General features: G+C 44.4%; 29 protein-coding genes. 25 read left to right on the top strand and 4 right to left on the bottom strand.

The features are described 5' to 3' along the window. Window positions 1-41 precede the first annotated feature (41 nt). From dctP to ydbM, 6 genes are all read left to right on the top strand, one after another. Complete coding sequence (dctP, locus tag BSU_04470; protein ID NP_388328.1) at window positions 42-1307, top strand: C4-dicarboxylate transport protein; 1266 nt, start codon at window positions 42-44, stop codon at window positions 1305-1307. A 147-nt stretch (window positions 1308-1454) separates the two neighbouring features. After that, window positions 1455-2507 carry a putative integral inner membrane protein gene (gene ydbI, locus BSU_04480; protein NP_388329.1) on the top strand — a complete coding sequence of 351 codons (1053 nt, stop codon included), beginning with the start codon at window positions 1455-1457 and terminating at the stop codon, window positions 2505-2507. A 276-nt stretch (window positions 2508-2783) separates the two neighbouring features. Next, the gene (ydbJ, locus tag BSU_04490) at window positions 2784-3710 is read left to right on the top strand and encodes a putative ABC transporter (ATP-binding subunit) (protein NP_388330.1); all 927 of its coding nucleotides are present in this window, start codon (window positions 2784-2786) and stop codon (window positions 3708-3710) included. A 19-nt stretch (window positions 3711-3729) separates the two neighbouring features. Beyond that, window positions 3730-4470 (top strand): putative efflux ABC-transporter (permease subunit), encoded by a 741-nt coding sequence (ydbK, locus tag BSU_04500; protein NP_388331.1) that lies wholly within the window; start codon window positions 3730-3732, stop codon window positions 4468-4470. Window positions 4471-4564: 94 nt separating this feature from the next. Then, on the top strand, window positions 4565-4900 hold the full coding sequence (ydbL, locus tag BSU_04510) for a putative glyco-prenyl flippase subunit (protein NP_388332.1): 336 nt from the start codon (window positions 4565-4567) through the stop codon (window positions 4898-4900). Between the two features lie 127 nt (window positions 4901-5027). Next, entirely contained in the window at window positions 5028-6173 is a 1146-nt protein-coding gene (ydbM, locus tag BSU_04520; RefSeq protein NP_388333.1) for a putative acyl-CoA dehydrogenase, read from the top strand. A gap of 24 nt (window positions 6174-6197) precedes the next feature. On the opposite strand, the gene fbpB is transcribed toward ydbM, so the two are convergent. After that, window positions 6198-6377, bottom strand: a complete 180-nt coding sequence (fbpB, locus tag BSU_04530; RefSeq protein NP_388334.1) for a regulator of iron homeostasis — start codon at window positions 6375-6377, stop codon at window positions 6198-6200. Further along, window positions 6331-6495, bottom strand: coding sequence for a regulator of iron homeostasis (fbpA, locus tag BSU_04536; protein YP_009513944.1), 165 nt, complete (start codon window positions 6493-6495; stop codon window positions 6331-6333). The genes fbpB and fbpA overlap by 47 nt, the downstream gene beginning before the upstream one ends. 246 nt (window positions 6496-6741) lie before the next feature. Here fbpA and ydbO point away from each other — a divergent pair, with 246 nt between their 5' ends. Next, the gene (gene ydbO / locus BSU_04540) at window positions 6742-7614 is read left to right on the top strand and encodes a putative cation efflux system (protein NP_388335.1); all 873 of its coding nucleotides are present in this window, start codon (window positions 6742-6744) and stop codon (window positions 7612-7614) included. A gap of 14 nt (window positions 7615-7628) precedes the next feature. Here the strand turns inward: ydbO and ydbP are convergent, their stop codons facing one another. Beyond that, window positions 7629-7949 carry a putative thioredoxin or thiol-disulfide isomerase gene (ydbP, locus tag BSU_04550; RefSeq protein ID NP_388336.1) on the bottom strand — a complete coding sequence of 107 codons (321 nt, stop codon included), beginning with the start codon at window positions 7947-7949 and terminating at the stop codon, window positions 7629-7631. Window positions 7950-8123: 174 nt separating this feature from the next. Between ydbP and ddlA the strand changes: the two genes are divergently transcribed. The 5 genes from ddlA to ydbT all read left to right on the top strand — a co-directional run bounded on the left by ddlA (window position 8124) and on the right by ydbT (window position 14640). Then, complete coding sequence (gene ddlA / locus BSU_04560; RefSeq protein ID NP_388337.1) at window positions 8124-9188, top strand: D-alanyl-D-alanine ligase A; 1065 nt, start codon at window positions 8124-8126, stop codon at window positions 9186-9188. Window positions 9189-9259: 71 nt separating this feature from the next. Beyond that, window positions 9260-10633 carry a UDP-N-acetylmuramoylalanyl-D-glutamyl-2, 6-diaminopimelate-D-alanyl-D-alanine ligase gene (murF, locus tag BSU_04570; RefSeq protein NP_388338.1) on the top strand — a complete coding sequence of 458 codons (1374 nt, stop codon included), beginning with the start codon at window positions 9260-9262 and terminating at the stop codon, window positions 10631-10633. A gap of 399 nt (window positions 10634-11032) precedes the next feature. Then, a complete protein-coding gene (gene cshA, locus BSU_04580; protein ID NP_388339.2) occupies window positions 11033-12517 on the top strand; it encodes an ATP-dependent RNA helicase; cold shock in 1485 nt (494 codons plus the stop codon). Between the two features lie 172 nt (window positions 12518-12689). Continuing rightward, window positions 12690-13169: a resistance to heterologous antibiotics gene (gene ydbS, locus BSU_04590; RefSeq protein NP_388340.1), complete on the top strand. Its 480-nt coding sequence runs from the start codon at window positions 12690-12692 to the stop codon at window positions 13167-13169. Then, entirely contained in the window at window positions 13159-14640 is a 1482-nt protein-coding gene (gene ydbT, locus BSU_04600) for a resistance to heterologous antibiotics (protein NP_388341.1), read from the top strand. Before ydbS ends, ydbT begins: the two co-directional genes overlap by 11 nt. Window positions 14641-14891: 251 nt before the next feature. Here the strand turns inward: ydbT and ydcA are convergent, their stop codons facing one another. After that, on the bottom strand, window positions 14892-15491 hold the full coding sequence (gene ydcA, locus BSU_04610) for a putative rhomboid protease (protein NP_388342.1): 600 nt from the start codon (window positions 15489-15491) through the stop codon (window positions 14892-14894). Window positions 15492-15585: 94 nt separating this feature from the next. On the opposite strand from ydcA, the gene acpS reads away from it, so the two are divergent. The 13 genes from acpS (at window position 15586) to rsbX (ending at window position 24125) form a co-directional block, all read left to right on the top strand. Next, on the top strand, window positions 15586-15951 hold the full coding sequence (gene acpS, locus BSU_04620; RefSeq protein NP_388343.1) for a holo-acyl carrier protein synthase (phosphopantetheinyl transferase): 366 nt from the start codon (window positions 15586-15588) through the stop codon (window positions 15949-15951). A 165-nt stretch (window positions 15952-16116) separates the two neighbouring features. Beyond that, entirely contained in the window at window positions 16117-17133 is a 1017-nt protein-coding gene (ydcC, locus tag BSU_04630; protein NP_388344.2) for a putative lipoprotein, read from the top strand. Window positions 17134-17247: 114 nt separating this feature from the next. Further along, window positions 17248-18417, top strand: coding sequence for a D-alanine racemase (alrA, locus tag BSU_04640; protein NP_388345.1), 1170 nt, complete (start codon window positions 17248-17250; stop codon window positions 18415-18417). A 115-nt stretch (window positions 18418-18532) separates the two neighbouring features. Then, window positions 18533-18814, top strand: a complete 282-nt coding sequence (gene ndoAI / locus BSU_04650) for an antitoxin EndoAI (RefSeq protein NP_388346.1) — start codon at window positions 18533-18535, stop codon at window positions 18812-18814. Window positions 18815-18818: 4 nt separating this feature from the next. Beyond that, the gene (ndoA, locus tag BSU_04660; RefSeq protein NP_388347.1) at window positions 18819-19169 is read left to right on the top strand and encodes an endoribonuclease toxin; all 351 of its coding nucleotides are present in this window, start codon (window positions 18819-18821) and stop codon (window positions 19167-19169) included. Window positions 19170-19283: 114 nt separating this feature from the next. Continuing rightward, window positions 19284-20108: a component of the anxiosome (stressosome); positive regulation of sigma(B) activity in response to salt and heat stress gene (gene rsbRA, locus BSU_04670; RefSeq protein NP_388348.1), complete on the top strand. Its 825-nt coding sequence runs from the start codon at window positions 19284-19286 to the stop codon at window positions 20106-20108. A gap of 4 nt (window positions 20109-20112) precedes the next feature. Continuing rightward, a complete protein-coding gene (rsbS, locus tag BSU_04680; protein NP_388349.1) occupies window positions 20113-20478 on the top strand; it encodes an antagonist of RsbT in 366 nt (121 codons plus the stop codon). A 3-nt stretch (window positions 20479-20481) separates the two neighbouring features. After that, complete coding sequence (gene rsbT, locus BSU_04690; RefSeq protein NP_388350.1) at window positions 20482-20883, top strand: switch protein/serine-threonine kinase; controls the activity of the anxiosome (stressosome); 402 nt, start codon at window positions 20482-20484, stop codon at window positions 20881-20883. 11 nt (window positions 20884-20894) lie between these two features. Next, window positions 20895-21902 (top strand): protein serine phosphatase; controls the activity of the anxiosome (stressosome), encoded by a 1008-nt coding sequence (rsbU, locus tag BSU_04700; RefSeq protein ID NP_388351.1) that lies wholly within the window; start codon window positions 20895-20897, stop codon window positions 21900-21902. A 61-nt stretch (window positions 21903-21963) separates the two neighbouring features. Beyond that, on the top strand, window positions 21964-22293 hold the full coding sequence (gene rsbV / locus BSU_04710; protein ID NP_388352.1) for an anti-anti-sigma factor (antagonist of RsbW): 330 nt from the start codon (window positions 21964-21966) through the stop codon (window positions 22291-22293). Then, window positions 22290-22772 (top strand): switch protein/serine kinase and anti-sigma factor (inhibitory sigma-B binding protein), encoded by a 483-nt coding sequence (gene rsbW, locus BSU_04720; RefSeq protein NP_388353.1) that lies wholly within the window; start codon window positions 22290-22292, stop codon window positions 22770-22772. Before rsbV ends, rsbW begins: the two co-directional genes overlap by 4 nt. Continuing rightward, on the top strand, window positions 22738-23526 hold the full coding sequence (gene sigB, locus BSU_04730; RefSeq protein NP_388354.2) for an RNA polymerase sigma-37 factor (sigma(B)): 789 nt from the start codon (window positions 22738-22740) through the stop codon (window positions 23524-23526). The genes rsbW and sigB overlap by 35 nt, the downstream gene beginning before the upstream one ends. Continuing rightward, complete coding sequence (gene rsbX, locus BSU_04740) at window positions 23526-24125, top strand: serine phosphatase (protein NP_388355.1); 600 nt, start codon at window positions 23526-23528, stop codon at window positions 24123-24125. The genes sigB and rsbX overlap by 1 nt, the downstream gene beginning before the upstream one ends. Window positions 24126-24190 lie beyond the last annotated feature (65 nt).

Genomic DNA, 24190 nt, shown 5'->3' on the forward strand with positions numbered 1-24190 from the left:
AGAAAGACACAAAAGGCGAATAGGACAGGGGGATGAAGGATATGAAACTGTTTAAAAATTTAACAGTTCAGGTCATAACCGCGGTCATCATCGGGGTCATTGTCGGGCTGGTCTGGCCGGATGTCGGCAAAGAAATGAAACCGCTTGGTGATACATTTATCAACGCTGTTAAAATGGTGATCGCACCAATCATTTTCTTCACAATCGTTCTCGGGATTGCAAAAATGGGCGATATGAAGAAGGTTGGAAAAGTAGGGGGAAAAGCGTTTATCTATTTCGAGGTTGTCACCACCCTCGCACTCATTATCGGTTTATTTGTCGTCAATATTATGAAGCCGGGTGCGGGTCTTGATTACAGCAAGCTTGAAAAAGGAGATGTATCACAATACACGCAAAATGGCGGTCAGGGAATCGACTGGATTGAATTTATTACACACATTGTTCCGTCCAACATGGTTGATGCCTTCGCAAAAGGGGACATTTTGCAGGTCTTATTCTTTTCTATTCTTTTCGGAGTGGGTCTTGCGGCATTAGGCGAAAAAGGAAAAAGCGTCATTGATTTCTTCGACAAGGTTTCTCACGTTTTTTTCAAAATTATCGGCTACATTATGCGTGCCGCGCCAATCGGGGCATTCGGGGCGATGGCGTATACAATCGGACACTTCGGGCTCGATTCCATCAAACCGCTGGCAAGCTTAATGATGTCTGTTTATATTACGATGTTCCTGTTCGTATTTGTTGCTTTAAATATCATCTGCAAGCTTTACGGATTCAGCCTGTGGAATTACCTTCGCTTCATTAAGGATGAGCTTTTGATCGTGCTTGGCACAAGCTCTTCCGAATCGGTGCTTCCGCGTATGATGGATAAAATGGAGCGCTACGGCTGTTCCAAATCCGTTGTCGGGCTTGTTATTCCGACGGGCTATTCGTTTAACCTCGACGGCACATCCATCTATTTATCAATGGCGACTGTCTTTTTGGCACAGGTGTTTGGAGTAGACCTCAGCATCGGCCAGCAAATTACGATTATCCTCGTTCTGATGCTGACATCGAAGGGAGCGGCAGGTGTGACGGGAAGCGGATTTATCGTCCTTGCCTCAACGCTGTCAGCGCTGCAGGTCATTCCGCTGGAGGGGCTTGCACTCCTGCTCGGGGTCGACCGTTTCATGAGTGAAGGAAGAGCCATTGTGAACCTGATCGGAAACGGAATCGCCACGATCATTGTTGCCAAAAGCGAAAATGAATTTGATGAAGCAAAAAGCATAGAGGCTGTTGAAGGCATGAAAAAAATGAAAACAGCAGTCTGAAAAAAGAACGGCCCATCCATGGGCCGTTTTTTTAATTGTTTAAGAATTATTAAGGTAAGGACAGAGACCTCAGCATTTTTTTGTTATATAATTTACAAATGGATACTATATTGAATGAAGGACGTTTGTCCTAACAGGAGTGTATAAATGGCCGCTTTAGTTAAATTTTTTCAGCACCCGGGAGTAAGGCGTTTCTCCATCTTTGTCGTGTTAACTGGTGTGTTATATCTATTTAAGAGCATGATCAACTTAATATTGCTTACCTTCATTTTCACATTTCTAATGGATCGTTTGGAGCTTGTCGTGCGGCAGTTTGTAAGCCAGTTCTTCCGCGTGAGCCAGCGGGTTGTCATTACGTTTCTTTACATGTTGCTGGCTGTGCTGCTTACAGTCGGGGGCTTTGTGTTTTATCCGGTCGTCGCGGCGCAGATCCAGCAGCTGGTAAAGCAGATTAAACATATTGCGTATCATCCTGACAGCATCCCTTTCTTTGATGAGATCACCAGTGTCTTCGGAGATATTAACATCAGTTCATATGTCAAAGAGGGCTTCAATGTAGTGTATACGTATCTGGCCGATATCAGCACATTCGGCTTGCAGGTCGTGATGGCGCTCATTCTTAGCATGTTTTTCTTATTTGAGAAAAAACGGCTTTCTGAATTCATGGCGAAATTTAAAACGAGCAAACTTAGGGTCTTTTATGAGGAGATTGCTTTTTTCGGAAGCAAATTTGCAAGAACGTTCGGCAAGGTGCTCGAGGCTCAATTTATCATTGCGCTCGTCAACTGTATTCTGACGTTTATCGCGCTTTGGATTATGCATTTTCCGCAGCTGTTTGGGCTTTCGATTATGGTGTTCTTCCTTGGATTGATCCCTGTAGCAGGCGTCGTCATTTCCCTGATTCCGCTCAGCATTATCGCCTACAGCACTGGCGGTGGAATGTATGTGCTCTACATTGTCCTTGTCATATTCGCCATTCATGCGATCGAAACCTATTTCTTAAATCCGAAGCTGATGTCGGCGAAAACAGAGCTGCCAATCTTTTTCACCTTCACAGTACTCATTTTCTCTGAACACTTCTTCGGCATTTGGGGTTTAATTATCGGGATTCCGATCTTTGTGTTTCTCCTTGATATTCTGGATGTCACCAACAAGGAAGATAGGTCTAAAGGACCCCGAGAGAATAGCGATAAAAAGTAGTTTAAAATCGAATAATGAGTGTGCCTCGATCTGCCGGCCTGCCTGTTCAGGGCATGGAATTAAGACTCGGAATCGGAGCTTGGCATTGCCTTGCACAGTGGTGAACACAACAGGTGACAATGCTTGTCATCAGTACGGAAACTGAAAAGAACAAACAGTCGGAGCAAACGCTCATCATCGGTTTAACCAAACATTTGGAAGCAACAAATGCTATAATACAAACAGTGCCTAATGTTGGGCACTGTTTATTTTTTGTCGAAAAAGGAGGAAGGCTTTATGGCTGAGCCGATTTTACATATTGAAGGCCTCGATAAAAAAATTGGGTCTAAACAGATTTTAAAACAGATCAGCATGGACGTCATGGAGGGTGAAATCATCGGCCTTCTCGGTCCGAATGGTTCCGGAAAAACAACACTCATCCGTATCATCGTCGGGCTGTTGAAACAAAACAGCGGAAGCGTGACAATCAGCGGATTCCAGCATGATACAGAGTTTGAAAAAGCGATGGAAGCGGTTGGAGCGATTGTTGAGAACCCTGAGTTCTATCCGTACCTGACAGGCTGGGAAAACCTCAAGCACTTTGCGAATATGCACAAAAAAATAGCGGATGAACGGCTTGATGAAGTGGTGGAACGTGTCGGGCTGACGTCAGCGATTCATGATAAGGTGAAAACCTATTCCCTTGGGATGCGCCAGCGTCTGGGAATCGCCCAGGCAATTCTTCACCGGCCGAAGCTTCTCATTCTAGATGAACCGACAAACGGCCTCGATCCTGCGGGGATGAAGGATTTTCGGGATCATATTAAGGAACTCGCAGAAATGGAAGGAACAGCTGTCCTGTTCGCCACTCATTTATTGCGCGAGGTTGAAGACTTGTGCGACCGTGTCATCATCATTCAAAAAGGTGAGATCAAAGCGGAAGTCAGCTTACAAGGAACCGATCAAACCACAGAAAAAGCGATTATAGAAGTGCAGCCGCAAGAAAAAGCGCTCAATTGGCTGACAGGCAATCAATATCAAGCTGAGAGCCAAGACGGGACGATTGTAGTTGAGGTGGCAAAAGAAAACATACCGGAGCTGAACCGATCACTTGTCGGACAAGATCTGAATGTATTTTCCATTACGCCTTACACGCAGTCACTGGAAGACGAATTTATAAAAGCGACAACAGCTCATCAAGAGGAGGGAGAAGAGCTTGTCTAAATTAATTTGGAATGAACATATGAAACTTTTTAATCGGAAGGTCACTTTGGTTTCTCTTATCCTGATGGCTGTCTTTCAATTCTTCATGGCATTGATCATTAAACGGATTGTCATCAGTGCCGGAACAGATGAAAACTTCATCGGCTATTTATCGTATACACCGAGCCTGAACATTTTGCTGCAGGCTTTAACGATCGTAATTGCAGCAACAATTGTTTCGATGGAATTTGATAAAAAGACGATCAAATTTTTGCTCATTCGTCCGGTTAAACGCCAAAAGGTCTTTTGGTCAAAATTAATCACAGTCGTGATGGTCAGCTTCTATTTGTATTTGGCATACTACATTCTGGCATTATTATTCGGTCTCTTGTTTTTTGGCACATCGGTGACTGCGGAATCAAAGACATTGCTGGTCAACACCTTGGCGCTGATCGGGTCAAACTGGCTTGAAGCTGTAATGATGGGATTATTCGGGCTGCTTTGTTCTTCGCTGTTCCGCAATAGCGCGGTAGCAGTTGTTGTTTCTTTTGTCGTTTTATACGGAGCGAGTACACTTGTTCAGCTCATGAAGTTGTTTGAAAACAAGTGGGGCAGCTTTTTGCTTTTTGCGAACACTGACTTTACGCAATACAGAAGCGGAGAGACAGCGTTGTTTTCAGGCATGACGCCATTGTTTTCAATTGGAATTCTCATCATACATGCCATATTCTTCATCGTTGTTGGCTGGTGGTGCTTCTGTAAACGGGATGTTCGGGTCTAAAGGCAAGGAATGACATTTTTGTGAAAAAGCTCACGTAAATCAATATCATTTGATATTTTGGTTTATACTAAAGGTACTGACGGAGGTGTCTCGATTGAGGAACTTTATTACCGCTTTACCGATCGTATTGCTGCTTGGATTCTCATTTGTGTCATTCATGTTTCAGTTTGAACATCTTGTTTATTTCAGGCTCGCGCTTGGGTTGTTTTCTCTCGTGGGACTGTACATGATATATAAAATGAAGACGGGCATCCGCTATTTTATCATCTATCTGTATGCCAGCTGGATTGTGTTGGCCGCAGTGACCGCTTTTGAAGAGCCGATTTTCTCAAGCTTTTTCTTTGGCGGCCTGGTGATGACGATGGGTTACCTGACATATATGCTGATTTATCTCGGCATGAAACAAGACCGGGATGCAAATCCTGTGTAATCGCGCTGTTCCCTTGGGGAACGGCGTGTTTTTCTATACTGGGCAAAAGGTTAACAGTTGCGGAAAAATGGCAGGAAATCTATAATACATATTAAATTTATCGGAATTAAAACTGGGGGGCTGCCGGATGTCATTATTTATACAAAACGATCAACAGCGGCAATGGATGGAGAAAATCGGACGGATTGCGGATGAATTTCAGCAAACAGCTGCTGAAGATGACGAACAGGGACGTTTTCCTGCAGAGAAAATACAAAAACTGCGTGATGCTGGGTATACAGCATTAACATTGCCGGCATCTCATGGCGGAGGGGGCATTTCTGTTTACGATATGCTCTTGTTTCAAGAACGGCTTGCACGGGGAGATGCTCCGACGGCTCTTAGCATCGGCTGGCATTTGAGCGTGATCGGGGAGCTTGGAGAAGGCAACAGCTGGGATGAAGACGTATTTGCATTTGTTGCCAAGGAAGTCCAAAACGGAGCCGTCATTAACAGGGCGGCGACTGAAGCGAAAACCGGAAGCCCGACAAGAGGAGGGCGTCCCGGTACACACGCCGTCAAAAAGGATGGCAAATGGGCAGTGAACGGGAGAAAAACCTTTACGACGATGTCACAAGCTCTGGATTATTTTTTAGTAACCGCATGGATTGAGGACAAACAAACAACAGGCGTGTTTCTCATTCATAAAGATGATCCCGGCTTGTCGATTGAAGAAACGTGGGATATGATGGCGATGCGGGCGACTGGGAGCCATGACCTTGTACTGAACGAAGTAATGCTTGATGAGAATAAGCTGGTGGAACTGCTTCAAGGGCCTCGTGGAGCTAAGCCGAATGGCTGGCTGCTTCACATTCCTGCGATTTATCTTGGTGTGGCTCAAGCTGCTCGTGACTATGCAGTGCAATTTGCATCTGAGTATTCTCCAAACAGCTTGAATGGACCGATCAAGAATGTCCCGGCCGTACAGCAAAGAACAGGCGAAATGGAGCTTGAACTGCTCAATGCCAGACACTTTCTTTTCCATATCGCTCAATTGTATGACGATCCGGTGCGGCGTCCACACTTGACCAGCGAGCTCGGTGCGGCGAAACATATCGTCACAAACGCTGCGCTGTCTGTTGTTGATAAAGCGATGAGAATTGTCGGGGCCAAAAGCCTGGAACGAACCAACCCGCTTCAGCGCTATTACCGTGATGTGCGCGCCGGTCTTCACAACCCGCCGATGGATGACGCCGTGATACACAAGCTGGCAGCTGAAGCGTTTGAGTCATAAAAAAAAGAGCCTTACCGGCTCTTTTTATGTATTGTTTTGCTCTTGCAGATTTTTTTGATGCTTGCGGTCGATCCTGTCATAAATAACGTTCATCAGCTTTGGATTGCCCATAATCGCCTCTTTGTTTTCCTGGATCAGCTGTTGGTAAGTTTTCACTTTACGCTTCGGCATGCTCCGGCGCCCTCCTGACATGTTTGTATTCACTTTCTAACTCCGTCAGCGACAATTCATACAGATGACGCTTTGACTTTTTGTATATACCATTCTGTATTAACAGATGAATGAGCTGTTTTTTTCTGATTTCTGCAGACTGAGGTGTCATTGTGTCACCAACCTCCAATCAAACGATATTGATAATCATTATCAATTAACTTCAGTATACAATGTCCGCAATAGCCTGTAAAGATGAAAAGAGTCCTATTCTTGGCCAATTTACAAACATTCAACAAATCGACAAAAAGTTTCCCGGGCAATAATTTGCTGTCGAAATATTCCGCTTCATTGAACGCACCCTGCTATTTTTCATGTTTTGAACCATACTATGTAATAGAATGGAGGCTGGTATTCAATGGAGCGGACAGAAAATCTGAAAAAGGGAGAAAAAGGGGCGCTCCTCAATATTTTTGCATATGTCATCCTTGCTGTTGTAAAGCTAGTTATCGGGATTCTATATCATTCTGAAGCGCTGAGAGCAGACGGGTTAAATAATGGAACAGATATTGTTGCGTCAGTAGCAGTGCTGATAGGATTGCGGATTTCTCAAAGACCGGCTGACAGCGATCATCCATACGGCCATTATCGGGCTGAAACAATTTCGTCTCTTGTTGCGTCTTTTATTATGATGGCAGTCGGCATTGAAGTGTTAATCGGCGGAGGAAAAGCGATTGCGGGCGGCACAACGGAAACGCCAAATCTTATCGCGGCATGGACGGCGTTAGGCAGTGCTGTGTTTATGTATGGCATCTATTTATATAACAAAAGGCTGGCAGCGTCCATTAAAAGCTCTGCCCTGATGGCAGCGGCAAAGGACAGCAGGTCAGACGCTTTTGTAAGTGCCGGCGCGTTTATCGGTGTTTTTTCGTCCCAGCTGAAGCTGCCGTGGGTTGATCCGGTAACGGCTTTTATCATCGGCATCATCATTTGCAAAACTGCGTGGGATATCTTTAAAGACGCTTCACATTCCTTAACAGACGGCTTCCATTTAAAAGATCTTGAGCCTTACAAACAGACCGTCGGCAGGATCGAAAATGTGCATCGCCTAAAGGATGTGAAAGCGAGGTATTTAGGCAGTACAGTTCATATCGAGATGGTGATTACGGTTGATCCGAAGCTTACAGTAGAAGAAGGCCATGGAGTGGCGGATGAAGTAGAAGACAAAATAAAACATGAACACGATGTCACTCATGTTCATGTTCATGTAGAGCCTGACGACATAAAATAAGGCTGTTTAACGAATTAGCTTATATGTTCAGATAAAAATTCAGTCACTTCTTCAGGCGTTTTGGCATTGGCGCTGTGAAGGTGAGCTGTTTTTTCACCGTTCTTGAAAATAAGCAGGCTGGGAATGCCCATTACTTGGTATTTTTCAGCCAGGTCAGGAAGCTCGTCCTTATTCAGCTCATACCAGTCGTTTTGGTTGTATTCTTCCAAAATATCGCCGATGAACATATTCATGCGTGTGCAGTCTGGGCACCAATCAGCATAAAACTTTACAATGATTTCTTTATCAGATTGAATCAGTTCATTAAATTGTTCGTTTGTTGTGATTTTTTTCATATGTCACATCTCCTTTTCAATGCCATTTTAATATAAAATAAAAAGGAATTACATACAAATGCATTCAACATCAGCATGCCCAAAAATAATTAGATCATTTTCCGGTGAAAATGATAAGATAGTAAAGATGAATTGTAGTGGGGGGAGTATCCATTGAAAACAAGTCTAGGATTAGTGTACGGAGGAAAGTCGGCAGAACATAATGTTTCCCTGCAGACAGCTCTGGCTGTAATCAAAGCGCTAAATACTGAGAAGTTTGATATACATCCGATTTATATAACAGAAAAAGGCGAATGGGTTAGAGGCGCCCGTTTAACTGAACCTGTTTCAAACGTGAAAATGCTTCAATTTGAGCAAGGAGGCAGTGCTTTTTCTCCAGCTGCCCTGAACCAGGAGATGTTTCCGCAGGAAGCGTCACAGCAAAATGAAGCCATCGACGTCGTATTCCCGCTCCTCCACGGACCGAACGGAGAAGACGGTACGATCCAGGGAATGCTCGAGCTGTTGAACATTCCTTATGTCGGCAACGGAGTGCTTGCTTCCTCAGCTGGCATGGATAAAGTTGTCATGAAACATTTATTTGCGCAGGTTGGCCTTGCTCAGGCTAAATACGCAGCTTTCCTTAAGAAAGACTGGACTCGTTCTCCGAAAGAAAGCTGTGAGGAGGTTGAACAGGAATTAGGCTACCCTTGCTTCGTAAAACCGGCGAACCTCGGCTCAAGTGTCGGAATCAGCAAATGCCGAAACCGTGAAGAACTGCAAAAAGCGTTTGAGCTTGCTTTCCAATATGACCGCAAAGTCGTCGTTGAAGAAGGAATTAACGGCCGCGAGATCGAAATCGGCGTTCTTGGAAATGATGATCCTAAATGCTCTGTTGTGGGAGAAATCGCACCGAAGACAGATTTCTACGATTACAAAGCGAAATATGAGGATGGAGATACTGATCTGATGATTCCGGCGATTGTGACTGATGAGGAATACGCAACAATCAGTGATATGGCGATCAAAGCGTTTAAAGCGATCGACGGTTCAGGACTCGTCAGAGCGGACTTTTTCCTGACAGCTGACGGCGAAGTTCTGATCAATGAAGTCAACACAATGCCTGGCTTTACACCTTTCAGCATGTTCCCGTTGCTCTGGAAAGAAGCCGGAGTGGAATATGCTGACCTGATTGAACAGCTTGTGGAGCTTGCAAAAGAACGCCACGCTGAAAAACAATTGATTAAGCATACATTCTAATGAAGAAGGACACTGCCGGTAAAAGGGCAGTGTTTTTTCCCGTATATACAAAAGAAAGAGAGGGACCTTACTTGATTAAGCGAACAGTAAAAAACATTGCCGAAATGGTTAAAGGCACACTAGCAAATCCGCAATATGAACAAACAGTCATTCATGGAGTGGCAACCGATACAAGAAAACTGGAACAACATCAGCTCTTTATTCCGCTGAAAGGGGAACGTTTTGACGGCCACTCTTTTGTGGAGCAGGCCTTTGAAGCTGGTGTAGCGGCTGTTCTTTGGGATCGGTCAGTACCAAATCCGCCCGAGAATCACGCCGTCATTTTAGTGGACGATACCCTTACTGCACTTCAGCAGCTTGCAAAAGCTTATTTGCAGGAGCTTGGCACGCGTGTCATCGGAGTAACCGGAAGCAATGGCAAAACGACAACAAAAGATATGATTCACGCCGTATTGGGGACCCAGTACCGTGTCCACAAAACTGGAGGAAACTTCAATAATCATATCGGTTTGCCGCTGACGGTTTTAGCGATGCCTGAAAATACGGAGATCGCCGTATTGGAGATGGGAATGAGCGCCAAAGGAGAAATTGACCTCTTGAGCCGACTGGCAAACCCGGATGCGGCAGTGATTACGAATATCGGCGAATCGCATATGCAAGACCTCGGCTCTAGAGAGGGCATCGCGGAGGCGAAGCTTGAAATCATAAACGGGCTTAAAGAAGACGGAGTGCTGATTTATATCGGGGACGAACCGCTTCTTCAAAATGCATACAGCTGCCAGACGAAAACGTACGGTACGGGAACGCATAATGATTATCAGCTTCAGGATGTCAGCCAGAGTGAGGAAGGAACCCATTTTACAATCAAAGGGATAGAAAACACGTTTTTTATTCCAATACTCGGCAAGCACAATGTGATGAACGCCATGGCTGCAATTGCTGCAGGGGCTTATTTTGGCATCGCGCCTGAGGATGCGGCAAAAGGACTGAGCGGCCTAAAGGTAACCGGGATGAGGCTTGAACTCATCAAAACAGACAGCGGCCTTTCGATAATCAATGACGCTTATAATGCGAGCCCGACTTCCATGAAAGCTGCAATTCAATTGACAGAAAGCCTTGAAGGCTACGGCAAAAAAATGCTCGTGCTCGGTGATATGCTTGAACTCGGCGATCTTGAAGAAACGTTCCATAAAGAGTGCGGCGCTGTGATCAGCCCTGATAAAATTGACCGCGTCTTTACGTACGGAAAACTGGGAGCTTTTATCGCGGAAGGCGCCCTGAAACACTTTGAGAAAGACCGCGTCAGCCATTACACTGAGAAAAAAGATCTCCTTCAAGCTGTGAAGGAAAACGCATCAAAAGGCGATTTGATTTTATTCAAAGCGTCCAGAGGTATGAAGCTTGAAGAAATCGTTAAAGATTTAATAGAGAGCCCGCTTTCATAAGAAAATATTTTGCGAAAAAACGCATATTGCATCATAAAATAACCTGATATGCAAACACTAATGTATGCCGGCCGAAAATTATGTATATCTGGCCGGCTGCGGCTATGATACAATATATATAGGTTATTTCGCGATACGAACATATTCGTCCGGACTTTTCATCGTGACCCGAAGTTCTCCGCTGGATTCTTGGGAGCGGATGGAGCAGCAGCCGGCATATTCGAGATGCCGATCTGCTTCTCATCTTATTGAAAAACAAATAGTGTAATGGTAAGATAAAACTTAAAGTAATTCGGGCTTTGTATACGGATGGATCCTGTCCTTCTTGTCTAAAGGGCAGTTTTATAAGTGGTAAATCACGACATTACTGAAACAGCAATTAGAAGGAGTTTGAATAATTTGACTATAACGTTTCAAGATTTTAATTTAAGTTCTGATCTCATGAAAGCAATTAATCGTATGGGATTTGAAGAAGCAACACCGATTCAGGCACAAACGATACCGCTCGGACTTTCAAATAAAGACGTCATTGGACAAGCGCAAACAGGTACAGGTAAAACAGCTGCGTTTGGTATACCCCTTGTTGAAAAAATTAACCCCGAGTCTCCTAATATTCAAGCAATCGTAATCGCGCCAACCCGTGAATTAGCCATTCAAGTATCTGAAGAATTGTATAAAATCGGACAAGATAAACGTGCGAAGGTTCTTCCTATTTACGGCGGACAGGATATTGGACGGCAAATCCGGGCGTTAAAGAAGAATCCGAATATTATTGTCGGAACACCTGGACGTCTTCTTGACCACATCAACCGCCGCACCATTCGTTTAAACAATGTAAATACCGTTGTAATGGATGAAGCGGATGAAATGCTGAACATGGGATTCATTGACGATATTGAATCTATCCTTTCAAACGTGCCAAGCGAGCATCAGACACTTCTGTTCTCTGCCACAATGCCTGCGCCGATCAAACGCATTGCAGAGCGCTTCATGACTGAGCCGGAACACGTAAAAGTAAAAGCGAAAGAAATGACGGTTTCTAACATTCAGCAGTTCTATTTGGAAGTGCAAGAACGTAAAAAATTCGATACACTGACTCGCCTTCTTGATATTCAGTCTCCTGAGCTTGCGATCGTATTCGGACGTACAAAACGCCGTGTCGATGAGCTGGCTGAAGCTCTGAACCTTCGCGGATATGCAGCTGAAGGTATTCACGGTGACTTAACGCAGGCGAAACGTATGGTTGCGCTTCGTAAATTTAAAGAAGGCGCAATCGAAGTTCTAGTCGCAACTGATGTTGCCGCTCGCGGACTTGATATCTCAGGTGTTACACACGTATACAACTTCGACGTGCCTCAAGATCCTGAAAGCTACGTTCACCGTATCGGAAGAACGGGCCGTGCAGGAAAAACAGGTATGGCGATGACGTTCATTACACCGCGTGAGAAAAGCATGCTTCGCGCAATTGAACAAACAACAAAACGCAAAATGGACCGCATGAAGGAGCCTACACTTGATGAAGCGTTAGAAGGTCAGCAACAGGTTACTGTTGAACGTCTTCGCACAACAATCAGTGAAAACAACCTGAACTTCTACATGACAGCGGCAGCTGAGCTGCTTGAAGATCATGATGCAGTAACAGTGGTTGCGGCGGCTATCAAAATGGCTACAAAAGAGCCAGACGACACACCGGTTCGCTTAACAGACGAAGCGCCGATGGTCAGCAAACGCTACAAGAACCAGCGCTCTTCTAAACGCAGAGACGGTCAAGGCGGCGGCTACCGCGGCGGAAAAGGGAAAAGCAACAACCGTTCTTCCTATGACAAAAAGCGTTCAAACGATCGCCGTTCTTCAGGTGACAGACGCCAGAAAAAATCTTACTAATTTGATCGATTCAGAGCCCAAAACATGATGTTTTGGGCTTTTTTATGTTCGTGATTTGTTATTCAGCAAACTTTCAGCTGACGGAAGCCATTTTTCTCTGTATGCTTAAGAATGAAACCTTTCTGTAAAAGAGACGTATAAATAACGACGAAAAAAAGGGAGGTAGGTATTTTTGAGAGAGCAGCCAAAAAACCAAATCAGTCCAGACGGATTAAAGGTTTGGCGACTTCAAGAGATCATCATATCCGCTGTTTGCTTGCTTATTGTCATTGCAGTTGCAGTGTTAAGCTATTATTTTCATTGGCCGTACTGGATCAGCGGCGTGCTCGGCGCTGTTTGGCTGCTGGGATCGATTGTGACGGTCTTTATCATTCCGAAGGTCCGTCATAAGGTGTGGCGATATGAAGTCCATGAACATGAAATAGATATTCAGTCAGGTATTTTTGTGGTGACACGTGTGATTGTTCCGATGGTCAGAGTTCAGCACGTCGATACGTCACAAGGGCCATTATTAAAAAAATACAACCTGGCAACGGTGAAAATTTCCACAGCCGCGACCGTTCATTCGATCCCCGCTTTAGAGATGGAGGAAGCGGATCGGCTAAGAGACTCCATTTCCCGTCTGGCGAGGGTGACTGACGATGATGTCTGAACCGAAACGCCTGCACCCGGTGGCAGTCATTTTGAATTTATGCCATACCATTATTCAAACGATAAAAAATATCATTCTGCCATTCTTTTTTGTGTATATTGTCAATTCAAACCATACTGTCCGTTTTTACGGAGCCATTGCGCTCGGTGTGCTGTTCATCTGGCTTGTAGCGGCAAGCATTATCAAATGGAGAAGGTTTACCTATCGAATTGAAGATGATGAATTTAGAATTGAAGAAGGCTTATTTGTTACGAAAAAACGATACATATCGATTGATCGGATTCAAACAATGAATACGAGCGCGGGCCTTGTCCAGCAAATCTTTAAGCTTGTGAAGCTGCAAATTGAAACAGCAGGCGGAGGCAAGGAGGCAGAAGCCGTTCTTTCTGCTATTTCTGTTGAAGAAGCGGAACGCATCAAAGAAGCTGTCTTTAAGAAAAAAGCGCAAAGACGAGAAAATGAACTTGATGAAGAACGGCTTGAAGCTGAAGAGGAGTTGGATCCGTCCGTTGAGGTGCAAGAGCACTATCGCATGAACGCGAAAGAATTGCTCATGGCCGCTTCTACCTCCGGCGGAATCGGAGTCATTATCTCCGCTGTATTTGCACTTATTTCCCAGCTTGATGAAGTGCTGCCGATGGATTGGTTATTCGATAAATTTTCCTTCCTTCAGCACGCCAGCATCGGTATTTATGCGGTACTCATTTTTATCGGTTTATTTATCGCCTGGATTTTCAGCATCGCGGGCATGATGTTTAGATACGCGAACTTTCAAATCATAAAAAAAGAGCAGGAACTGGTGATTTCAAGGGGAATTATTGAAAAACATCAAGTCACGATTCCGCTGCGAAAAATACAAGCCATTAAAATCAAAGAAAATATCATTCGCCAGCTTTTCGGCTTTGTAACGGTGTCCATCGTCAGCGCAGGAGGCGGCGACCGGGAAAAAGAAGAAGGCGCTTTGACCATTCTCTTTCCAATGATTCATAAAAAAAAGCTTCCGCACATGCTCCGAACATTTACGCCGGAATACACGCTGGAAGAAAACTGCCGCCGCCTGCCGCGGCGCGCGTTGAAACGCTATTTGTTCCGTTCTGTCATTTTTTCACTCTTTTTGATCATCCCGTTATGTATCTTCTTTCAGCCATGGGGCTATCTGTCAGTGATCCTGCTGCCGATAGAATTGCTCTTCGGCTATCTCGCGTATAAAGAGGCTGCATGGACGATCAACGGGGACCGTCTTCAGCTGACGTCTAGATTTATAGGCAGAACAACCGCCATTGTACTGAAAAAACGAATGCAGGTCTGCAAGTTCAGCCAATCCTATTTCCAAAAGAAAGGCCGCTTGTATACCATTTCTACTTCGGTGAAATCATCGAGCCATATGGAAGAGTTAACGGTGAGGGACGTAGGTGAAGAGGATGCAGCCTTCATTTTAAAGTGGTACTCATATGAAAAAGCGGACGGTTAATACCGCCGCTCCAGCGTGTCGGCAAACCCTCGCATTCGTTGTCAGGACTGCGCTTCGGTGCTCAATGCGAAGTGGATCAACGGCTAAATTCTCAGGCGTCCTGCCTAAACGCCGTCGTCATCACATCCTGTGAAAGTCCGCTCCTATGCTCGTCCTTCCTAGACTTCATGGGTTTTCAATCACGCTGAAAAGATGACAAAATCCTAAAATGAAAACCATTTTAGGATTTTGTCAACAATCTGAAGCGGCGGTTAATACCGCCGCTCTTTTTTTTGCACGCATAAAAACGAAAGAAGAAACCCGCCGCATAGTCCAAACAAATGGGCCATCATGTTAATATTGGAGTTGATAAACGACATGAGAACGGCAAATGCGAGCAGTGTGATGATCATTTTGGAATGCTCCTGCCCAATTAACTCATTGCGAAAAAGAACCATAAACAGGTATACGCCAAATAGCCCGAAAATGGCGCCTGAAGCCCCGACATGCACGTAATCAAGCGGCTCTGTAACATAAGTGCCGATATTGCCGATGATGCCGGAGCCGGCGTATACAAGAAGGAAACGCGCTTTTCCCAGCATGCGTTCCAAAGCCGGGGCAAATAAAAAGATGGACATGGAATTAAACAGCAGATGTGTGAAACCGGCGTGCAGCAAAATCGGTGTGATAAGCCGCCACCATTCACCGTTTGCGACACCTAGATTATAGCCTGTGACGGTATCCCTCCATAACACGACTGAATGGGCAGGAAGTGAAAAAAACAGCCAGAGAACAGCTTGCAAAGCCAATATAAAGGTGACAACGGGGTAAAGCCTGATAAATGTTTGAAAATTTTCAGTCCGTATAAACATTCCGAGCCCCTTTTCTTCATTTTGGTATATCTATAGTAACACGTTTATGAGACAAACCATTTAAATAGTACGTACGCAAAGGAGGTTATCATACATGATTTACGGCATTGGGCTGGACATTACCGAGCTTAAACGGATCGCCTCTATGGCTGGGCGCCAGAAAAGGTTTGCCGAGCGGATTTTGACGCGAAGCGAGCTTGACCAATACTATGAGCTTTCAGAGAAAAGAAAAAACGAATTTCTCGCGGGCAGATTCGCGGCAAAAGAAGCGTTCTCGAAAGCATTTGGCACCGGCATTGGGAGGCAGCTCAGCTTTCAGGACATTGAAATTAGGAAAGACCAAAATGGCAAGCCCTATATCATTTGTACGAAACTGAGCCAGGCCGCCGTTCACGTATCGATCACTCATACAAAAGAATACGCTGCCGCGCAGGTTGTGATTGAAAGGTTGTCAAGCTAGTCTGCATATTAGGGAAACCCCACTCATATATTTGATAGTGCATTAAGGGAGACAAGTTGTTTGAGGCTTTTATGGTACGCATCTGTTCTGCCTAAACGTGTACCGAGCGTACCGTTAAAGTCAAACAAGCGATTTCTTCCTTTTACATCAATTGAGAAAAAGGGGTTGAAAAAGGTGAGAAAAAGCTTTGTTTTGCTTTTAACGGGACTGCTTGCTGTTCTTATTCTTTCTGCCTGCGGGCAAAAAACACAGCAAGATATTGTGGCCGGGTTAGATGAAAAGGCGAAAGAATACACCTCGTACAAAGCAAAAGCGAAAATGACCATCGAGACAGGGAGTGAGCCTCAAGTATACAATGTGGAAATCTGGCACAAAAAGCCGTCTCTGTACAGGGTTTATTTAGAAAATCCGAAAAAGGACCAAAACCAAGTCATTTTACGAAATGAAAACGGAGTATTCGTTCTCACGCCGTCTTTAAATAAGAGCTTCAGATTTCAAAGCGATTGGCCGAACAACAGCAGCCAGGTTTATCTGTTTGAATCGCTCGTAAAGGATGTTCAAAACGATTCGGATGCAGTTTTCACAGCGAAAGAAAAGAAATACGTATTTGAAACAAAAACAAACTATCAGCATAACAAAATGCTGCCCACGCAAGAAATCACATTTAACAAAAAAGATATGAGCCCGTCATCTGTCAAAGTGATGGATACTGACCGGAAAGTGATGGTCAAAGTAGAATTCAGCAGCTTTGAATTTAATAAACAATTTGATAAAGAATCATTTGATGAAAAGAAAAATATGACCCTTTCTCAAATGGATGTCGCCACAAGCGCAAAGCCTTCCGATACATTTGCGGTCAAAACGCCGCTGGAACTGCCGCTTGGCGTCAAGCTGCTTGAAGAAAAAGATATATCTACTGAAGACGGGAAGCGCATCATCATGACGTACGGAGGAGAAAAATCATTTACGTTAATTCAGGAAAAAGCCCAGATTGCCAAGGCTTCCTCCTCCGTTACGCTGAACGGCGAACCGGTAAATCTCGGCTACACCATCGGCGCCCTGTCGGATGCATCATTATCATGGACATATGACGGCGTAGATTACCTTCTCTCTTCTAAAGATCTTTCTAAAGAGGAAATGGTGACAGTAGCGAAAAGCATGCAGGGACAATCATCGAAATAACCGCCAAAGGCCAAACATGATTTGGCCTTTTTTTCGTTAGACATCGTTTCCCTTTAGCCTTTAATTTTAGTATGATATGTAAATGATATTGAATAAAAGCTAGGAAGTGTCGTAATGAGCACAAAACCTTTTTACAGAGATACGTGGGCGGAAATTGACTTGTCCGCGATAAAGGAAAATGTCAGCAATATGAAAAAACATATCGGTGAACATGTCCACTTGATGGCAGTTGTGAAAGCAAACGCCTACGGGCATGGTGATGCAGAAACAGCAAAGGCTGCTCTTGACGCAGGTGCTTCATGCTTGGCCGTGGCCATTTTGGATGAAGCGATTTCACTGCGCAAAAAGGGATTGAAGGCGCCTATATTGGTGCTTGGCGCGGTTCCCCCGGAGTATGTGGCAATCGCTGCTGAGTATGACGTGACCTTAACAGGTTATTCTGTTGAATGGCTTCAGGAGGCAGCCCGCCACACGAAAAAAGGTTCTCTTCATTTTCATCTGAAGGTCGATACGGGGATGAACAGACTTGGTGTAAAAACAGAGGAAGAAGTTCAGAACGTGATGGCAATTCTTGACCGCAACCCTCGTTTAAAGTGCAAAGGGGTATTTACCCATTTTGCGACAGCGGATGAAAAAGAAAGAGGCTATTTCTTAATGCAGTTTGAGCGCTTTAAAGAGCTGATTGCTCCGCTGCCGTTAAAGAATCTAATGGTCCACTGCGCGAACAGCGCCGCTGGACTCCGGCTGAAAAAAGGCTTTTTTAATGCAGTCAGATTCGGCATCGGCATGTATGGCCTTCGCCCGTCTGCTGACATGTCGGACGAGATACCGTTTCAGCTGCGTCCGGCATTTACCCTGCATTCGACACTGTCACATGTCAAACTGATCAGAAAAGGCGAGAGCGTCAGCTACGGAGCCGAGTACACAGCGGAAAAAGACACATGGATCGGGACGGTGCCTGTAGGCTATGCGGACGGCTGGCTCCGAAAATTGAAAGGGACCGACATCCTTGTGAAGGGAAAACGCCTGAAAATTGCCGGCCGAATTTGCATGGACCAATTTATGGTGGAGCTGGATCAGGAATATCCGCCGGGCACAAAAGTCACATTAATAGGCCGGCAGGGGGATGAATATATTTCCATGGATGAGATTGCAGGAAGGCTCGAAACCATTAACTATGAGGTGGCCTGTACAATAAGTTCCCGTGTTCCCCGTATGTTTTTGGAAAATGGGAGTATAATGGAAGTAAGAAATCCTTTATTGCAGGTAAATATAAGCAATTAACTTACCTAAATGGAGAATTCATAAAACAGCTTTGCTTGAAGAGTGAATAATGGTATCATTATCACTGGATGGATAAAAGAGTCGTATCCGTAAGTTTGGTGGAGGTGTATGTTTTTTGTCTGAATCCAGCGCAAGAACCGAAATGAAAATCAGCTTGCCCGAAAACCTAGTAGCTGAATTGGATGGTGTAGCGATGCGGGAGAAACGAAGCAGAAACGAACTGATATCACAAGCAGTGAGAGCGTATGTCAGCGAACGAACAACTCGTCACAACCGTGATTTGATGAGACGCGGCTATATGGAAATGGCGAAAATCAACCTGAATATTTCTTCTGAGGCTCACTTTGCGGAGTGCGAGGCTGAAACGACAGTTGAGCGCTTAGTCAGCGGAGGATAATCATTTGATTGTGAAACGCGGCGATGTTTATTTTGCTGATTTATCTCCTGTTGTTGGCTCAGAGCAAGGCGGGGTGCGCCCGGTTTTAGTGATCCAAAATGACATCGGAAATCGCTTCAGCCCAACTGCTATTGTTGCAGCCATAACAGCACAAATACAGAAAGCGAAATTACCAACCCACGTCGAAATCGATGCAAAACGCTACGGTTTTGAAAGAGATTCCGTTATTTTGCTGGAGCAAATTCGGACGATTGACAAGCAAAGGTTAACGGATAAGATTACTCATCTGGATGATGAAATGATGGATAAGGTTGATGAAGCCTTACAAATCAGTTTGGCACTCATTGATTTTTAGACATATTTGCAGGTTGCTCAAATAGAGCAACTTTTTTTGTTTTCAAAAAACATAAACGATATAATAGTGAAATAACGAAAAAATATGTTGTTTTTTATTGGGAGGTAAGCGAATTTGATGTCGAACCAGACTGTATACCAGTTCATTGCCGAAAATCAAAATGAACTGCTCCAACTGTGGACTGACACACTAAAAGAATTAAGCGAGCAAGAATCCTATCAGCTGACTGACCAAGTGTATGAAAATATATCTAAAGAATATATCGACATTCTGCTGCTGTCTGTTAAGGACGAAAATGCTGCTGAAAGCCAAATCAGCGAACTGGCGCTTCGAGCGGTCCAAATCGGACTGTCTATGAAGTTTTTGGCTACTGCACTTGCCGAATTCTGGAAGCGTCTCTACACGAAAATGAATGATAAGAGATTGCCAGATCAAGAGAGCACGGAATTAATCTGGCAGATTGATCGCTTTTTCAGCCCGATTAACACAGAAATTTTTAATCAATACTCAATCTCATGGGAAAAAACAGTATCCCTGCAAAAAATCGCGCTGCAAGAGCTGTCTGCGCCGCTTATCCCGGTGTTTGAAAATATCACTGTGATGCCTCTTGTCGGAACAATTGATACCGAACGCGCGAAACGAATTATGGAAAACCTTCTTAATGGCGTCGTCAAACACCGTTCCCAAGTCGTGCTGATTGACATTACAGGTGTCCCTGTCGTCGATACGATGGTTGCCCATCATATTATTCAGGCATCAGAAGCTGTAAGGCTTGTCGGAGCAAAATGCCTGCTGGCCGGAATCCGTCCGGAAATTGCTCAAACAATCGTCAACCTGGGGATTGATTTATCCCAAGTTATAACTAAGAATACCCTGCAAAAAGGAATTCAAACAGCATTGGAAATGACGGATCGAAAAATCGTTTCATTGGGGGAATAACATTTTGAGACATCCGAAAATCCCGATCTTGAAACTGTATAATTGCTTATTAGTGTCCATTCAGTGGGAACTTGATGACCAGACAGCATTAACTTTTCAAGAAGACTTATTAAATAAAATATACGAAACAGGTGCTAACGGAGTCGTCATTGACCTGACATCTGTGGATATGATTGATTCATTTATCGCGAAAGTGCTGGGGGACGTCATTACAATGTCTAAGTTAATGGGGGCTAAAGTCGTCTTGACCGGCATTCAGCCCGCTGTGGCAGTGACGCTGATTGAACTTGGAATCGCGCTTGAGGAAATCGAAACTGCGCTCGACTTAGAGCAGGGGCTTGAGACATTGAAGCGGGAATTGGGGGAATAGCGAATGAACGACCAATCCTGTGTAAGAATCATGACAGAATGGGATATTGTGGCCGCCAGACAGCTGGGACGAAACGTTGCGAAAGAACTGGGTTTCGGCACGGTAGACCAGGCTAGAATTACAACGGCTATTTCAGAATTAGCCAGGAATATTTATTTATATGCCGGCAAAGGGCAGATTGGAATTGAACAGGTCGCAGACAGAGGAAAAAAAGGCCTGAAAATCATAGCGGAAGACCAAGGGCCGGGAATTCCTGATATCCGAAAAGTCATGGAAGACGGGTTTTCAACGTCTGGAGGACTTGGTGCGGGACTTCCCGGGGTCAAAAGGCTGATGGATGAATTCAGCTTAAATTCCGTAGCGGGGGAAGGAACAGAGATACAAGCCATCAAATGGCTTCGGTAGGAGGTAAGAACGTGGATTTTAGGGAGGTTATTGAGCAGCGGTATCATCAGCTGCTTAGTCGATATATAGCCGAATTAACAGAAACATCTTTATATCAAGCCCAAAAATTCAGCCGAAAAACAATCGAGCACCAAATTCCTCCGGAAGAAATCATCAGCATTCACAGAAAAGTGCTGAAGGAGCTGTATCCAAGTCTCCCGGAAGATGTGTTTCATTCGCTGGATTTTTTAATAGAAGTCATGATTGGCTATGGAATGGCTTATCAGGAGCATCAAACCCTTAGAGGGATACAGCAGGAAATCAAATCAGAAATTGAAATCGCGGCAAATGTCCAGCAGACGCTTCTCGGAACTAAAGTTCCTCAGGAGGAAGCGCTGGATATCGGCGCCATCAGTGTTCCCGCTAAACAGATGAGCGGTGATTACTACCACTTTGTCAAAGACAAGGAATCCATCAATATCGCAATCGCGGACGTGATCGGAAAAGGCATTCCAGCGGCTTTATGCATGTCCATGATTAAATACGCAATGGACTCTTTGCCGGAAACGGGCATACACCCTTCTCAAGTGCTGAAAAATTTGAATCGTGTTGTTGAACAAAACGTTGATGCCAGTATGTTTATTACGATGTTTTATGCGAATTACAATATGGACAAGCATCAATTTACATATGCTTCAGCGGGACATGAACCGGGATTCTATTATTCTCAAAAAGACAACACGTTTTACGATTTAGAGGCCAAAGGACTCGTTCTCGGCATCTCGCAGGACTATGACTACAAACAATTCGATCAGCATCTGGAAAAGGGCGATATGATTGTTTTATTTTCTGACGGCGTCACAGAATGCAGAACGGAAAACGGTTTCTTGGAGCGTCCTGATCTGCAGAAGCTCATTGAGGAACATATGTGTTCCTCTGCGCAGGAAATGGTCAAAAACATTTATGACAGCCTCCTCAAATTGCAGGATTTTCAGCTTCACGATGATTTTACGTTAATTGTTTTGCGGAGAAAGGTTTAACGTCTGTCAGACGAGGGTATAAAGCAACTAGTGATTTGAAGGAAAATTTGAGGTGATACGAATGAATATAAATGTTGATGTGAAGCAAAACGAGAATGATATACAAGTAAACATTGCAGGAGAAATTGATGTATACTCAGCCCCGGTGCTTAGAGAGAAGCTCGTTCCTCTGGCAGAACAAGGAGCTGACTTAAGAATTTGCCTGAAAGATGTCAGCTACATGGACAGTACCGGATTGGGCGTTTTTGTAGGGACCTTTAAAATGGTGAAAAAACAAGGTGGTTCGCTGAAACTTGAAAATCTTTCTGAACGGCTGATCCGACTGTTTGACATTACAGGCTTGAAGGACATCATTGATATTTCTGCAAAGTCAGAAGGTGGAGTGCAATGAAGAATAATGCTGATTACATCGAAATGAAAGTGCCGGCCCAACCTGAATATGTGGGAATTATAAGACTGACGCTGTCAGGGGTCGCAAGCAGAATGGGCTATACGTACGATGAAATTGAAGACTTGAAAATCGCAGTCAGTGAGGCGTGCACAAATGCGGTTCAGCACGCTTACAAAGAAGATAAAAATGGGGAAGTGTCAATACGATTCGGTGTGTTTGAAGACCGTTTAGAGGTTATTGTGGCGGATGAAGGAGACAGCTTTGACTTTGATCAAAAGCAGCAGGATCTAGGGCCGTACACACCTTCGCACACAGTTGATCAATTATCAGAAGGAGGGCTCGGTCTATATTTAATGGAAACGCTCATGGATGAAGTCAGAGTGCAAAACCACTCCGGCGTCACCGTAGCGATGACAAAGTATTTAAATGGGGAGCGAGTTGATCATGACACAACCATCAAAAACTACGAAACTAACTAAAGATGAAGTCGATCGGCTCATAAGCGATTACCAAACAAAGCAAGATGAACAAGCGCAGGAAACGCTTGTGCGGGTGTATACAAATCTGGTTGACATGCTTGCGAAAAAATACTCAAAAGGCAAAAGCTTCCACGAGGATCTCCGCCAGGTCGGCATGATCGGGCTGCTAGGCGCGATTAAGCGATACGATCCTGTTGTCGGCAAATCGTTTGAAGCTTTTGCAATCCCGACAATCATCGGTGAAATTAAACGTTTCCTCAGAGATAAAACATGGAGCGTTCATGTGCCGAGACGAATTAAAGAACTCGGTCCAAGAATCAAAATGGCGGTTGATCAGCTGACCACTGAAACACAAAGATCGCCGAAAGTCGAAGAGATTGCCGAATTCCTCGATGTTTCTGAAGAAGAGGTTCTTGAAACGATGGAAATGGGCAAAAGCTATCAAGCCTTATCCGTTGACCACAGCATTGAAGCGGATTCGGACGGAAGCACTGTCACGATTCTTGATATCGTCGGATCACAGGAGGACGGATATGAGCGGGTCAACCAGCAATTGATGCTGCAAAGCGTGCTTCATGTCCTTTCAGACCGTGAGAAACAAATCATAGACCTTACGTATATTCAAAACAAAAGCCAAAAAGAAACTGGGGACATTCTCGGTATATCTCAAATGCACGTCTCGCGCTTGCAACGCAAAGCTGTGAAGAAGCTCAGAGAGGCCTTGATTGAAGATCCCTCGATGGAGTTAATGTAATGATCCAGGTTGAAGAAAACGAGCATATTCAAACTCTAGTATATCAACTGAATAAAGAAGGGAAATCGATTTGCGGTGACAGTTTTTTTATGAAAGCTGATGATAAGGAGTTAATTTGCGCGGTTGCTGACGGACTGGGAAGTGGATCACTTGCTAACGAATCCTCTGCAGCCATCAAAGACTTAGTGGAAAACTATGCGAGTGAAGACGTAGAAAGCATTATCGAACGCTGTAATCAGGCGATGAAAAACAAAAGAGGCGCTACAGCATCTATCCTGAAAATCAATTTTGAGCAAAGGCAGTTTACGTACTGCTCTGTCGGAAATGTACGGTTTATTCTGCATTCCCCGTCTGGTGAAAGCTTTTATCCTCTGCCGATTTCGGGCTATTTATCAGGCAAGCCGCAAAAATACAAAACGCACACCGCCACCTATGAAAAGGGTTCAAAGTTCATTATACATACAGATGGACTCAACGTACCTGATATCCGCTCCCATTTGAAAAAAGGCCAATCGGTAGAAGAAATATCGAATTCGCTGAAAATGTATACGACATCGAGAAAAGATGACCTGACCTATATTCTCGGACAGCTGTCCTAAAAAACCAGAAAAAGAAGCTGGACATCCGGCTTCTTTTTTTTGCGGTTGACTATTAATAAGTGCGC

It is taken from the genome of Bacillus subtilis subsp. subtilis str. 168 (genome assembly GCF_000009045.1).
GTDB classification, from domain to species: domain Bacteria; phylum Bacillota; class Bacilli; order Bacillales; family Bacillaceae; genus Bacillus; species Bacillus subtilis.